Genomic DNA, 13,092 nt, shown 5'->3' with positions numbered 1-13,092 from the left:
GAAGCCTCCGACCTCAACCTCGCTTGAGGTCAAGGCCTCTCCCGGACGGCATCGAGCCGGCCGACGACCACCCGCAGCCGGCGGGCGCTGCGCGGTGACAGGGCCCGCATCACGGTGTCGAGGAGGGCGCGGGCCGCGAAGGGGTCGCCGCAGCAGTACCGGTGCACATCGTCACCCTCGTAGTCCTGCCACAGAAGGCGCCGGGGCCTGTGGACATAGTCCTGCCACAGCCGTACGGCCGCGCTCACGTCGCCCGGACTCAGATGGTTCCGGGCGTGCTCGAGACGGAAGATCTCGGACATCGCAGCCGCGGACAGGCCGTCGACGTCCGGCTGCGGTCTTGTTCCTGGAGTCCGCCTGCCGGGGGTGGCGGACCGGACGTGTCCCGGCCGCCTACGCGGCACGGGCCTTTCGGATCGTCGTCATGCCGTGCATCGTGCCACGGCAGTGGGCGGTCCGCCGAACGGGTTTGCGGGTGCGCTCGCCCGGGCCTACTGCACCAGGAAATCGCGCAGGTCGACGATCGTGTAGCCCTCGGACTGGGCGGCGTCGATGATCAGGGGGAGGGCCTCGGCGTCGAGGACGATGCCGTCGCCGTTGCTGCCGACGTGCATCTGGACGATCGCTCCGGGGGTCAGGGCGTCGATGGCGCGCTCGGCGGCCGCCTCCGCGGTCATGCCGCCCTGCGGGCCGAGGTAGCCGTTGGTGTCGGCCGTGAACTCGATCGCCGCATAGCCCAGGTCGTTGACGTCGGCGACGGAGTCACCGGTGGTGGAGCTGTAGGGGAAGCGGAAGAACGGCAGGGGTTCCGTGCCCGAGGCCTTGCGGATCGCCGCGTCGGCGCGGCGTACCTCGTCGGCCCGCTGCGCCGTGCTGAGCCCGTCGAAGTAGGGGTGGCCGTACGAGTGGTTGCCCAGGCCGTGCGCGGCGCCGAGGGAACGCACCGCTGCCGGGTACGCGTCGGCGAAGGCGCCCGTCGGGAAGAACGTGGCCGGCAGTCCGCGCCGCCGCAGTTCCGCCAGGACGGTGTCGATCCCGGCGTCGTCCCAGGCGGCGTTGAAGGTGAGCGCCACGACCTTGCGGGACGTGGGCAGCCGGCGGATCTCACCGCCCAGCAGTGAGGCCGGCGGGCGCGGGCCGGAGCGGGGAACCGCGCGGCTCGCGGCCCGGGCGGCGGAGCACGGCAGGAGTCCTGCGGCGAACAGCCCCGCCAGCGCGGCGCGTCGTCCCCGGTCCACCACGATCGCTCCCTCCGGCGCACAGCACGGCACGGCACCGCCCCGTACAGGCCGGTGCGTGGTACCGGCCCGCCACGACTATGCGACGGCGCGCACCCCAGCGGCCGCAGCCCGTGCCGCGCAGCCGGGTGAACCCGCCTCAGGCGCGCCGGATCAGGTGCGTCGTCAGGTGGTGCTGGAGGGGCTGACCCACCGCGGCCATGTCGTGGACGACCGTCATCTCCCCGCCCTGGACGCTGTAGCGGCGACGCGTACCGGTGACCTCCTTGGCCAGCGGCGTCAGCGACACGTCCTTGGTCCCGATCTCGAACTCCGTACCGGAGACACGCCCCACGTACGTCTCGACGATGCCGGTGGGGTGGGCGAGGACGACCTCGAGGGAGGCGTCGGGCGTCACCCGCCACCACCCGGCCTCGCGGCCCGCCGGCCGTACCGGAGCCCCGGATCCGTCGATGAGCCACGCCCGCGCCTCGTAGCGCAGGAAGGGGCGGCCGTCATGGCTGAAGGTGACCTCCTGCTCGTATCGGAAGTCCTTCTCCAGAGTCGGGTACGCGCCGCGGCCGCTGCCGTGCCAGCGGCCCAGCAGCGGCAGCACGGGCGCCAGCAGGGGATGCGGATCCGGACCCTCGCCGAGGACGTGGCTGTCGGGGTACGGATTCTCCTGTACCGGCTCGAACATGTTCACCCTGCCTGTCTGCGTCTGCCTGTGCCCGGTACCGACCGGATCGACCGAATCCGCAGCATAGGTGGTGCGCAGGGGCGTTCGCGCCGTGCGGCCCCCGGACCGCCCCGCCCCCGCCCCCGCCCTCGCCCCGCCCCCGGAGCGGGGGCGGGGCGAGGGCGGGCGCAGCCGCAGGTCACCGCACCGGCAGGCCGCCCGTCACCGAGGCCGCCACCGAGGCCGGTACGGGGGCCAGACCCGCCGGCCGGGTGGTGAAGACGCCCCGGCCCTGGGTGCGGCCCCGCAACCGGGACGCGTACCCGAACAGCTCGGCCAGCGGCACGGCCGCCGTGATGACGGCGGTGCCGGCTTCGGCCGTCTGGCCCGAGACCCGGCCGCGGCGGGCCGCGAGGTCACCCAGGACGCCCCCGACGCCGTCCTCCGGCACGCTCACCGTGACCTCCACGACCGGCTCCAGCAGTTCCACCGTGCTCAGCCGCAGCGCCTCGCGCAGCCCGAACCTGCCCGCCGCCCGGAACGCCATCTCCGAGGAGTCCTTGGAGTGGGTCGCCCCGTCGGTGAGCGTGACGCGCAGCCCCGTCACCGGGTACCCGCCCAGCGGGCCCTCGGCGAGGGCGTCGCGGCAGCCGGCCTCCACGGCGCGGGCGTACTCCTGCGGGACCCGGCCGCCGACGACCGTCGAGCGGTACTCGAAGACCGGCTCGTCCAGCGGCTCGACGTCCAGCACGACGTGCGCGAACTGGCCCGCGCCACCGTCCTGTTTGACGTGCCGGTGGACCAGGCCGGTCACCCCGCGCACGACGGTCTCCCGGTAGGAGACCTGCGGCCGGCCCACGACGACCTCCACCCCGTGGCCGCGGCGGACCTTCTCCACCGCCACCTCCAGGTGCAGCTCGCCCAGCCCCGACAGCACGGTCTGCCCGGTCTCAGGGTCGGTGCGCACCACCAGCGAGGGATCCTCCTCCGCCAGCCGGGCCAGCGCCGACGCCAGCCGGCCGGTGTCGGCGTTGCCGCGGGCCTCGACCGCCACCGACACCACCGGCTCGGCCACCGTGGGCGGTTCGAGCACCAGCGGCGCCCCCGGCGCGCACAGCGTCGTGCCCGCACGGGCGGCCTTGAGCCCGATCACGGCGACGATGTCACCGGCCACCGCCTCCTCCCTGTCCTCGTGCCGGTCCGCCTGGACCCGAAGGATCCGGCCCACGCGCTCCGTACGGCCCGTGGCCGCGTCCAGTACCGTCGCGCCCTTGCGCAGGGTGCCCGCGTAGACCCGCACATAGGTGAGCCGTCCCGTCGTCGTGGCCGTCACCTTGAAGGCGAGCGCCGCGAACGGCTCGGCCGGGTCGGGTGCGCGCTCCTGCTCCGCGCCGTCCGCCGTACCCCGTACCGGAGGCATGTCGGCGGGCGCCGGCAGGTACGCGACGACGGCGTCCAGCAGCGGTTCGATCCCGCGGTTGCGGTACGCCGAGCCGCACAGCACGACGACGCCGTCCCCGCGCAGCGTCAGCTCGCGCAGCGCCCGGACCAGGGTCGCGTCGCGCAGCGCGGCCTCCGCGCAGAACTCCTCCAAGGCCTCGGCGTGGAGTTCCGCCACCGTCTCCTCCAGCAGCCTGCGCCGCCGGCCGGCCTCCTCCCGCAGTGCTTCGGGGACCGGTCCCGACTCGAAACCGGCGGATCCGGCCCGCCAGTGCAGCGCACGCATCGTCACCAGGTCGACGACGCCGGTGAAGTCGTCCTCCCGGCCGATGGGCAGCTGCACCACCAGGGGTACGACGCCCAGGCGCCGGCGGATCGACGCGACGGCCGCGTCGAGGTCGGCGCCCGCGCGGTCCAGCTTGTTGACGAACGCGATGCGGGGCACACCGTGCCGGTCCGCCTGGCGCCACACCGTCTCGCTCTGCGGCTCCACCCCGGCGACGGCGTCGAACACGGCGACGGCGCCGTCGAGCACCCTCAGCGAACGTTCGACTTCGTCGGAGAAGTCGACGTGTCCGGGGGTGTCGATCAGGTTGACGTGGTGTCCGCCCCAGGTGCAGCTCACGGCCGCGGCGAAGATGGTGATGCCGCGGTCGCGCTCCTGCGGGTCGTAGTCGGTGACGGTCGTGCCGTGGTGCACCTCGCCGCGCTTGTGGATGGCACCGGTGGCGAACAGGATCCGTTCGGTGATCGTGGTCTTTCCGGCGTCGACGTGGGCGAGGATGCCCAGGTTGCGGACTGCGGTGAGGGGAGTGGTCGTGCGGGGGCGTCCGTTGGCGCGCATGGCCCGGGGCCTTTCGAGTGAAGAGATGAAGAGGGCGGCGCGAATTCCCCGATGACCTGCCTGGTACCCGCCCCCCGCGACCGGCAGCGGTGCACGGCTGTCCCGCCCGGGTCCGGAACGGGGCCGGGCAGGCGGTGGCGTACGGAATGCGGGGGAGGGGGACGGGACCTAAAGGTGTGTCACGGGCATGCGGTGACGGCCGCGCAGCCGGCACCGGGCGTCACGAGACACCGGGATCACGTCGTACCGGGACGGGGGAGCGAAGGCGGCGGTGCGGTACGTGCACATGGCTGCGGCTCCCCTTCTCTTCTGACTCGGCATGAGGCGCGCAGGGCCGTTCCGGCTGCGCGTACGGCGAGTCTAGAGAGCGGGCGCGGCCGGGGCACCGCATTTTCCCGCGCCCCGCATGTACCTTGAGTGACTGTTCACCATGGAAAGTGATGACATGTCACTCCTTGGGCCCGGCGTGGACAGGTGAGGAGACCGGCCGTGTACGCGGTGATCCGGCGGTACGAAGGGGTGACCGACCCCGGCGAGGCGGGACGCCTGGTGGACGAGGGCTTCGTGACCCTCCTGCGCCGGGTCCCGGGATTCGTGGCCTACTACTGGGTCGACGCCGGGGACGGGGTGATGGTGTCCACCAGCGTCTTCGAGGACCGGGCCGGGGCCGAAGAATCGGTGGTCAGGGCCGCGGACTTCGTCCGGGAGAACCTCGCCGCCCTGCTCCCCGACCCTCCCCAGGTCACGGCCGGCCGGGTGGTGGCGGCCGGTTAGCCGTGTCGACGGCGACACGGTGGGCACAAGCGGCCCATGACCTTTCTCCTGCTCGTCCTGCTGCCCCTCGGACTCGCTCTCGTCCTGCTGACGACGGGTCATCCGCACCAGCACCACGGCCGCCACCGCCACACGCGCTGAAACCGCCCGGCCCGCGCCGGCAGGCCCGTCGTCCGGCCCGCTGCCTCAGGCCCGCTGCCTCAGCGGCAGTCTGAGGACCAGCCGGGCGCCGCTCGCGCAGTCCTCGGCCGTCAGCGTTCCGCCGTGGTGCGCACTCAGGTCGCGCGCGATGGCGAGGCCCAGACCGGCTCCGCCGTGGTCGCGGCTGCGCGAGTCGTCGAGCCGGGTGAACCGTTCGAAGACCCGCTCGCGGTCGGCCGCGGGAATCCCGGGCCCGTCGTCCACGACCTCCAGCACGGCGGTGGGCCCCGCCGCGCCGCCGCCTCCCGTGGTCCGCAGCGTGACGTCCACGCCACCCACGGCGTACCGCTGCGCGTTGTCGACCAGGTTGGTGACGACACGGCCGAGCCACAGCGCACCGGCGGTGACCTCGACATCCGCCGCGAGGTCGACCCGTACGGGCACCCGGTCGCCGAGGCGGGCCTCCAGTACCTCGCCGACCAGGGCGCCCAGGTCCAGCGGGACCGCCGTCACGGGCTGGGCCGCGTCGATCCTGGCGAGCAGCAGCAGGTCCGCCGCGAGGCGCTGGAGCCGTTCGATGTCCTCCAGGGCGCCGCCGATCAGCTCGGGCCACAGCTCGGGGTCCCGGACGGCCAGCGCCACCTCCAGCTGCGTGCGCAGGACGGTGATGGGGCTGCGCAGTTCGTGGGAGGCGTCGGCGATGAACCGCCGCTGGCGGATGCCGGACGCCTCCAGCCGGTCCAGCGTGGCGTTCATGGTCTCGGCCAGCCGGGCGACCTCGTCGCGGGTGGCGGGCACCGGCACCCGGCGGTGCAGGTCCCGGTCGGAGATCCCGGCGACCTCGGAGCGGATCGCCTCCACCGGCCGGAGCGCGTGCCCGGTGACGCGCCAGGTCACCAGGACCACGGTCGCCAGCAGCAGCGGCATGCCGATCACGAGCGCGGCGGTGGTCGTGTCGTCGGCCGCGTCCGCGTCCCGCAGCGAGGCACCGGCGTAGACGGTGGCCGGGCCGTCCGGTGTCTGCGTGACGACCTGCACGACCCGCTGCCGGTGATCGCCGTCGACCGGCCGGACCCGCCAGGTGTGCGCCCGGGCCCCCGGTGTTCCGGGCGGCGCCGGCGGGAAGGCGGGTACCCCGATGAGGTTCGGGGTGGCGAACAGGATCCGCCCGTCCGCGCTCACGACCTGGACGAACTCGACCGCCCGGCCCTGCGGGCGGGCCCGGCCCAGCTTCCCGGCGGCGGCGAGCTGCGCGACGGTCTCGGCCTGCCGCCGGGCGTCGTTCTCCGCGTTGCGCTGCAGGTTGGCCTCCAGCAGCCCGAGCAGGGCGAACGAGGCCAGCGCCAGGGCCGCGGCCACCACCAGACCCGCGCCCGCGGTGGCCCGGGCCCGGACCGTGGTGGGCCACAGCCGGCGCAGGACCGGCCACCGGCCGAGCGCGGCGGACCCGAGCGAGCGCAGGCCGTCGGCCGCGCGCCCGCGCAGACGGAGGGACCGGGAGGCCCGGGAAGCCCGGGAGGGTCCGGCCGGTTCAGCCACCGTCGGCCGCCAGCCGGTAGCCGGCTCCCCGTACGGTCTCCAGCGCGGCCCGGCCAAACGGGGCGTCGACCTTGCGGCGCACCGCGCTGACGTGGACCTCCACCACGTTGGGGTCGCCGTCGAAGGCGGTGTCCCACACCTGTTCCAGGATGTCCCGCTTGGAGACCACCTCGCCGGACCGGCGGCCCAGGTACTCGAGTATCGCGAACTCCCTGGCCGTCAGCCGGACCTCGGTACCGCCACGGGAGCACGTACGCCGCGCCGGGTCGATCAACAGGTCGCCGAAGCGCATCACCTGGGGCCGCCGGCCACCGGCCCGCCGGCCGAGCGCGCGCAGCCGGGCGACCAGCACGAGATAGGAGAACGGCTTGGACAGGAAGTCGTCCGCGCCGGTGTCCAGGGCTTCCGCCTCGTCGTACTCGCCGTCCTTGGCGGTGAGCATCAGGATTCCCGACTCGTTGCCGGCCGCGCGCAGCTTCGCGCAGATCCGGTAGCCGTTCAGCCCGGGGAGCATGATGTCGAGGACGATCAGGTCGTAGTCGTGCTCGGTGGCCATCCACAGGCCCTGGGTCCCGTCGTGGGCCACGTCCACCGAGAACCCCTCGGACTGCAGACCCCGCTGCAGGGCCACGGCGAGCCGCCGTTCGTCCTCCACCACCAGTACGCGCATGCCGAACAGGATCGCAGGCCTGCACGGCGGCCGGCTGAAGAGGTCTTCAGGTGGCTTCAGCTGGGCTTCAGCATCCCCCCACCATGCTCTGGGCGAGCCGGGCAGCGCGTCCGGCTGTCCGGAGGAGTAGCCGTATGTCTGAATCCGTTCCGCCGCCGCCCGAGCAGCTGCCCCAGAGCGCACCCGAGACCGGTGCCCGCAAGCGTGTGGCGCTGTCCCGCCTGGTGCCCAGCGGCAGGCGCACCCGCTGGGTGGCGGCGGGCGCGGTCGTGGTGGTCGTGGGCGGCGGGCTCGCGGCCGTGGCCGCGGCCGAGCACCACCACCACGACCGGGCCGGCCGGGGACCGCACACGATCCGCTTCGAGGCCGGCCCCGGGGGCGGGGCCGAGCGGGGCCCGCAGGGCGGGGCGCCCGGCGAAGAGCGCGCGCGGAAGGCACCCGGCGGCGAGGACGGCCCCGCAGTGCGCGAGCGCTTCGGCCACCCCGACGCCCCCGGCCGGTCCGAGGGCCGGGACGGCTCCGGCAAGACCGGCCGGGCGCCCGCGCCGCTGCCCTCCCTGGCCATCGGCGACGCGGCCGCCAAGGCCGCCGCGGCCGTGCCGGACGGCAAGGTGGAGAGCCTGCGCGCGATCGCCCAGGAGGGCGGGGGCGGCGCCTGGCGGGCCGTGGTCCTCGGCCCCGACGGCGTCCGGCACGTGGTCACGGTGTCCGGCACGGACGGCACGATCACCGGCAACACCACCCTCGGCGGATAGCCGGAGCAGCCGGGCGGAGCGGTGGCCGGGCGAAAGGGTTGCCGGGCGAAGGGGGCGCCGGGCGGTCGGGCGGTGCACGGGCTACGGGGCCATGGCGCGACCCCCGATCCCGGGAGCCCCGTCGAGCTGGCCCTGCCACCAGGCGGCCATCCCGTCACCGTCCATGCCCGCCCAGGCCGGGGTCCGCTCCACCTGGGCCCGGCCCAGCCGGCGTGCCAGCGCGACCAGTTCCCGGCCGGCCGCCCCGCGCGCCCGGTGGTAGCCGTCCAGCAGTTCCTCGAAGGACTCCGAGCGGCGCCAGCAGTCCGCCAGGGCGGTCGCGTCCTGGAGGGCCTTGGCGGCTCCGCTCGTGTTGTGCGGGCGTACGACACTGGCTGCGTCCCCGGTGAGCAGCAGCCTTCCGCCGGCGGTGCGGGCCGGCTCCAGGTCGTAGATCGGCTGGACGAAGGTGTCCGCCGGGTCCGTCAGCGCGAGCGCCCGCCGCCAGTACGGCGGGAACTCCCGCTCCAGCAGGGCGCCGAGGTGCTCCGCCAGCTCGGGGGTCAGCGCACCCGGCGGGAAGCTGGTGGGGTCGTCGAGCCGCAGCTGCCCGTCGCGTGGGGGAGCGGCGTAGAGCACCCAGTTCACCCGGGGGCCGCCGGGACCGGGGATGCGGTAGACGACGCAACTGCCGCCCGGGAAGCAGACCGTGGTCACCGCCTCGGGCACCTGGTCCCCGAGGCCGCCGAGCTCGTCGAGGCGCGCCGCGTCCACGTTCCCGCGCCAGCACACGTAGCCCGCGTAGTGCGGCCGCGCGTCCGCGCAGAGCGCCGCACGCACCACCGACCGGTAGCCGTCCGCGCCGACGACCAGGTCGTAGCCCGCCACGGAACCGTCCGCGAGCCGCACCCGGGCGCGGTCGTCCCCTTCGTCGGCCGCCTCGACGGCCGTCACCGTCTCGCCCTGCCGGTAGACGACGGTGTCCGGCACGGACTCCCGCAGGCCGCGCCAGAGCAGCCCCCAGTGGTAGGAGTGGAAGGGGAACGGCTGCTGCCAGATCAGCCGTCCGCCCGCCCCCTCGGCATCGTCCCGGACCACCCAACGGCGCCGCCGGAGCGGATGCGAGACGATCCCGTCCGGCAGGGCTCCGCTCGCGCGCAGTTCGACGGCCCGCTCGTCGTGCACGCACAGCCCCACGCCCCGGTCCGCCAGCCGGCCGCGGGTGCGCTCCAGGACCGTCACCTGCCCGGCGCCCGCCCGGGCCACCGCCGTGGCGACCGCACAGCCCGCGATGCTCCCGCCGATCACCGCAACCGTTCCGCCCCGCACAACCGCCTCCTTGCTGCCTGCTGCCTGCTGCCTGTCGTTCTTCCCCGCTGCCGGACGATCCCGATGCGCTCACCGGGCCGCGGGCGCCGGGGGTGTGGGCTGCGGTGACCCCTGGAGGGCCTGCGCGGTCAGCACCACCAGCGCGTCCGTCCAGCCCAGGGGAGCGACGGAGGACGGCTGTCCGGCCCCGTTCACCGTTTCGGGGAGCTCGCCGAGCCCGTTGCGCTGGGAGAGCACCCAGTCGAGCACCCGGCCCGCCTTCGCCCGCTCACCCGTGCCGGCCCAGGCCAGTGCGAAGAAGCAGGTGCTGGCCGTCCAGGCGTACGATCCCCAGCTGAAGTCCGGGTCATTGCCGGGCGAGACGCCCCCGCCCGGCAACAGAAGCGCCCGGTACGTCGAGTCCAGCGCCTCTCCGAGGCCGGGCGGGGCGGTGTTGAACGGGGGTGCCATGAACGCCACCGCGCTGTCCCGGCCGTGCTTGCCGTCGACGGTGCGCTGGTAGCCCAACGGGGCGAAGGAGGCGGCGATCCCGGCGGACAGCCGCCGGGACGCGGCCGCCCAGCGCTCCGCGTCCGCGCCCTCGCCCAGCCGGGCGGCGAGGTCCGCCGAGGCGTTCAGCCCGGCGAGCAGGGGAGCGGCGGTGCCGATGTTCGCGGTCGCCGTGTCCAGCTCCCAGTAGTCCGGGGACGCCGGGGGCAGCCCGTCCGGGCCGAGCGAGCGGGCGGCGAAGTCGGCCGCCGCCCGGACCATCGGGTAGAGCGCGCGCAGCCGTTCGTGCCGCCCGGCGGCGGGCGCCGCCCGGTACCACTGCCACGTGGCCCACGGCACCCAGCCGTTGCCGTCCAGCTGCCACTTCCGCGCGTCCGGAGGTCCGCTGCCGTCCAGCGTGGTCCGGGCCTCCCAGGTCCCGTCCGCCCGCTGGGTGCGCGCGTCGAACTCCAGGACCCGGTAGGCCTCCCCGTCGTGCCCGGTCACCGCGAACGCGGCGGCTGCGAACGCGCCGTCGCGGGGCCACGAGTACGCCCAGGGCGGCGACCACCCCGCGGCGAAGGCGCCGCCCGGTTTCAGCAGCGCCCGCATCGACAGCAGGGCGCGCTGCACGGCCGCCCGCTGCCCGGCGCCGGCCCGGGGGACGCGGCCCCTGGCCAGCCACGCGCGGCTCTCCTCGATCTGCGCCAGCGCGCCCGGGTCCTCCGCCTCGACCACGGCCGACTGCGAGGCCCCGTCGGGCAGGTACCGCCAGCGGCCGGAGGGCAGCCGGAGCACGTTGCTCCCGTCCACGTACGAGGCTCCGACGGCGAAGGACGGCAGGACCGCCTCGGTGGCCGTCCCGTTGGTCAGCAGGCCCGCGGTACGGGCCGCGAGCGCGGAGGCGGGCACGTAGCACGGCTCGGTCTCCCCGCACCGCTCGCCGCCGACGGGGTTGACGTGGAAGGCCAGCCGGCCGGTGTCGTGGGCGTGCCAGCCGCCCCAGTGGGCCCGGTCGTAGTTCCAGCTGGTGAGCGAGCCGGGCACGTCCTGCCGCGTGCCGTACCAGGCGACCGCCTTGTCCTCGGCGGTCGTGGCCTGGACGAAGAGGTAGTAGGTTGCGCCCGCGGTGACGTCGGCGTCCAGGAGCGGGAACTCCACCCAGCCGGCCCCCGCGCCGCCGAGGGCGGCGAGGTCCACAGTGGCCGAGGCGACCGCCGAACCCGCGTCCGAACGCACCCGGCGGACCTCTGCCGTCACCGTCCCCGTCGCCGCCCGGCTGCCCAGCCAGACGCTCACCCGGGACAGCCGGCCGTCGTCCACGGTGAACTCCTGGGCGGCCGCGTTGCCCGTGGCCCGCACGTCGAGGAGAGCCCGCTCGTGGAGCACTTGGCCGTCGTACGGCACGACGGCCACGGGCGCGACGTCGGGCGGCACGGCCGGAGCACCGGTGAGGGCCAGGGCGAGCAGGGCGGGCAGTACGGTCCTCGCGAACGCCATACGGATGCGGGCCCTTCCTCCTCGACGGGCGCGCGGGCGGAGCGTGCCCGGCGCCGGATGCCGGACCCACCATGCAGGCAACCGGCCCCGGTGCGGGGAGAGTCCGTCCGTGTTCCACCGGATCGGGTCACGGCGCCATCCGATCGGGGGCGTGCGCGGGGGGCCAGGGGCGCGCGCGGAAGCGAATGCGCTTCGTTTCCGGGATTTCCGGAGACCGGCTTGCACGATCGGGTTCGTTTTCCGATGGGGTGGTGATTGGGAGCGCCCGGCGCTCCGCGGCCGCTGGTGCGGGGGCAGGCGGCCGGCCACGCACACGCCACCTGAAAGGTCCGCACCCACGTGAATGTCGCCGAGACGCCCGCCCTCGCGCCGGTCGTCGCCACCGTTTCCGGCGTTGTCGTGATCGATGTGTCCCGGACGCGCATGCGCCTGCCGGGCCCCGGAGCGGAAAGAGGTACCGGCGAACCATCCGCCGGCTGCCCACCAACCCGCCCAGCGGCCCGCCACCGTCCCTTCACCGCGACCCCGACGGGCGGCGGCGAACAGCTGCGGGGGAGCGCATGAACGAAGGGGAATTCGACCCGTCGGGAGACCGAGCGGTCTCCAGCGAACTGGCCGGCGTGCTGCCGGTGGAGTTCACGGCCTTCCACTCCCAGCAGCACCGCGCCTATCTGCGCTACGCCCACCTGCAGCTGGGGAACCCCAAGGACGCCGAGGAAGTCGTCGACGACGTGTTCACCTTCCTGCTGAAGGTGTGGCGCCAGGCGCTGAAGGAGGCGAGCCTGCACGGATTCGCCTGGGCCGTGCTGCGCGAGCACGTCGAGCGGCGGCTGACCGTCCTGGGCCGGCAGGTGGCCATGGTCGAAACGGCCTGGTTCGCCGCACTGCGCCGTTCCTCCCGGGAACGGCTGGAGCTGCTGGAGTCGAAACTCGGGCTGTACGCGGCGATCGCGGGCCTGTCCGAGCGGCAGTACGACGTCGTGCTGCTCGCCTTCCTACTGGGCAACGACTGCGACACGGTCGCCCGGATGATGGGGATCTCCCCCGCCACCGTCCGATCCCACATTCGCGGCGCACGCCGAACCCTGTCCCGCAAACTCGGGGTGGACTGGATCCCCGGAGAGGAGAAGGCCCAGTGAGCGACATGCCACGCCACCGCGACACGCCGCCGTGTGCACTGGACGCGTCCCTGGCGGACGCGACGGTGCTCGCGGAGGAGTACGCCGGATACGACGAGGGCGCGGCGCGGCGCCGCATCGCCCGCCGGATCGCCGCGGACCGCGCCCGCGCGGCGAGCGCGACCGCGGCGTCCGGCGGGGCCGCGGCCGCGCGCGGACGGGCCGCCCCGGCCGAGAACGACGAGCTCGTCCTCGACGCGGCCTGCCACGTGCGGGCCGCCCGCGGCCTGGACGACCTCACCTGGTGCCTCGTGGAGAGCCGTGACTTCGCCGAAGCCGCCCTGGCCGCCGACTCCTGGCCCCACGGCATGGACTCGGCGCTGCTCTTCGGCTGCCTGCTCCACCTCGCCGACCGGACGGAGGGCGCGCAGTTCTGGTTCCAGTACGCGGCGGGGGCGGGCTCGCAGACCGCGGCCCGCTGCCTCTACCTCCACCACCTGTCGCGTGCCGAGGTGGCGACCGCCCGGTACTGGAAGCGCCAGTCCCACGTCCTGCCGCCGGACGACCACCTGCCGCCCCTGCCGCAGATCCCGCACGACCTCGAAGGGGCCCTCGGGGCCTCCGTCATCTGGACGTCCC

11 protein-coding genes are annotated in these 13,092 nt (G+C 74.8%); 3 read left to right on the top strand and 8 right to left on the bottom strand.

The window, feature by feature from the left end; translation table 11 throughout:
- Positions 1 to 29 precede the first annotated feature (29 nt).
- The 4 genes from AB0O53_RS22170 to fusA form a co-directional block, all read right to left on the bottom strand.
- Positions 30 to 248, bottom strand: coding sequence for a hypothetical protein (locus AB0O53_RS22170; RefSeq protein ID WP_365197641.1), 219 nt, complete (start codon positions 246 to 248; stop codon positions 30 to 32).
- Positions 249 to 491: 243 nt separating this feature from the next.
- The gene (locus tag AB0O53_RS22165; RefSeq protein WP_365197638.1) at positions 492 to 1,238 is read right to left on the bottom strand and encodes a polysaccharide deacetylase family protein; all 747 of its coding nucleotides are present in this window, start codon (positions 1,236 to 1,238) and stop codon (positions 492 to 494) included.
- A gap of 139 nt (positions 1,239 to 1,377) precedes the next feature.
- A complete protein-coding gene (locus tag AB0O53_RS22160; protein ID WP_350997873.1) occupies positions 1,378 to 1,917 on the bottom strand; it encodes a heme-binding beta-barrel domain-containing protein in 540 nt (179 codons plus the stop codon).
- Positions 1,918 to 2,095: 178 nt separating this feature from the next.
- The gene (fusA, locus tag AB0O53_RS22155; protein ID WP_365197636.1) at positions 2,096 to 4,180 is read right to left on the bottom strand and encodes an elongation factor G; all 2,085 of its coding nucleotides are present in this window, start codon (positions 4,178 to 4,180) and stop codon (positions 2,096 to 2,098) included.
- A 489-nt stretch (positions 4,181 to 4,669) separates the two neighbouring features.
- On the opposite strand from fusA, the gene AB0O53_RS22150 reads away from it, so the two are divergent.
- Entirely contained in the window at positions 4,670 to 4,954 is a 285-nt protein-coding gene (locus tag AB0O53_RS22150; RefSeq protein ID WP_350997879.1) for a hypothetical protein, read from the top strand.
- A gap of 186 nt (positions 4,955 to 5,140) precedes the next feature.
- On the opposite strand, the gene AB0O53_RS22145 is transcribed toward AB0O53_RS22150, so the two are convergent.
- Both AB0O53_RS22145 and AB0O53_RS22140 read right to left on the bottom strand, forming a co-directional pair.
- Positions 5,141 to 6,514, bottom strand: a complete 1,374-nt coding sequence (locus AB0O53_RS22145) for a sensor histidine kinase (RefSeq protein ID WP_435886669.1) — start codon at positions 6,512 to 6,514, stop codon at positions 5,141 to 5,143.
- Positions 6,515 to 6,626: 112 nt separating this feature from the next.
- Positions 6,627 to 7,304 carry a response regulator transcription factor gene (locus AB0O53_RS22140; protein ID WP_350997885.1) on the bottom strand — a complete coding sequence of 226 codons (678 nt, stop codon included), beginning with the start codon at positions 7,302 to 7,304 and terminating at the stop codon, positions 6,627 to 6,629.
- A 134-nt stretch (positions 7,305 to 7,438) separates the two neighbouring features.
- Here AB0O53_RS22140 and AB0O53_RS22135 point away from each other — a divergent pair, with 134 nt between their 5' ends.
- Complete coding sequence (locus tag AB0O53_RS22135; protein WP_350997888.1) at positions 7,439 to 8,059, top strand: hypothetical protein; 621 nt, start codon at positions 7,439 to 7,441, stop codon at positions 8,057 to 8,059.
- An 81-nt stretch (positions 8,060 to 8,140) separates the two neighbouring features.
- On the opposite strand, the gene AB0O53_RS22130 is transcribed toward AB0O53_RS22135, so the two are convergent.
- Together AB0O53_RS22130 and AB0O53_RS22125 are read right to left on the bottom strand one after the other, a co-directional pair.
- A complete protein-coding gene (locus AB0O53_RS22130; protein WP_365197630.1) occupies positions 8,141 to 9,367 on the bottom strand; it encodes an FAD-dependent monooxygenase in 1,227 nt (408 codons plus the stop codon).
- 69 nt (positions 9,368 to 9,436) lie between these two features.
- Positions 9,437 to 11,335: a glycoside hydrolase family 15 protein gene (locus AB0O53_RS22125; RefSeq protein WP_365197627.1), complete on the bottom strand. Its 1,899-nt coding sequence runs from the start codon at positions 11,333 to 11,335 to the stop codon at positions 9,437 to 9,439.
- 560 nt (positions 11,336 to 11,895) lie between these two features.
- On the opposite strand from AB0O53_RS22125, the gene AB0O53_RS22120 reads away from it, so the two are divergent.
- Positions 11,896 to 12,474, top strand: coding sequence for an RNA polymerase sigma factor (locus tag AB0O53_RS22120; protein WP_350997897.1), 579 nt, complete (start codon positions 11,896 to 11,898; stop codon positions 12,472 to 12,474).
- Positions 12,475 to 13,092: the final 618 nt, after the last annotated feature.

The organism is Streptomyces erythrochromogenes (assembly GCF_040684695.1).
In the GTDB taxonomy this organism is placed as follows: Bacteria; Actinomycetota; Actinomycetes; order Streptomycetales; family Streptomycetaceae; genus Streptomyces; species Streptomyces erythrochromogenes_C.
Note: the sequence above shows the minus strand (reverse complement) of the source record. Positions and strands in the feature narration are given on the sequence as shown.

Excerpts from the sequence above, each read along its gene's own strand:
- AB0O53_RS22160 (WP_350997873.1), bottom strand. The coding sequence starts at position 1,917 with ATGTTCGAGCCGGTACAGGAGAATCCGTACCCCGACAGCCACGTCCTC.
- fusA (WP_365197636.1), bottom strand. The coding sequence starts at position 4,180 with ATGCGCGCCAACGGACGCCCCCGCACGACCACTCCCCTCACCGCAGTC.
- AB0O53_RS22140 (WP_350997885.1), bottom strand. The coding sequence starts at position 7,304 with ATGCGCGTACTGGTGGTGGAGGACGAACGGCGGCTCGCCGTGGCCCTG.
- AB0O53_RS22135 (WP_350997888.1), top strand. The coding sequence starts at position 7,439 with ATGTCTGAATCCGTTCCGCCGCCGCCCGAGCAGCTGCCCCAGAGCGCA.
- AB0O53_RS22125 (WP_365197627.1), bottom strand. The coding sequence starts at position 11,335 with ATGGCGTTCGCGAGGACCGTACTGCCCGCCCTGCTCGCCCTGGCCCTC.
- AB0O53_RS22120 (WP_350997897.1), top strand. The coding sequence starts at position 11,896 with ATGAACGAAGGGGAATTCGACCCGTCGGGAGACCGAGCGGTCTCCAGC.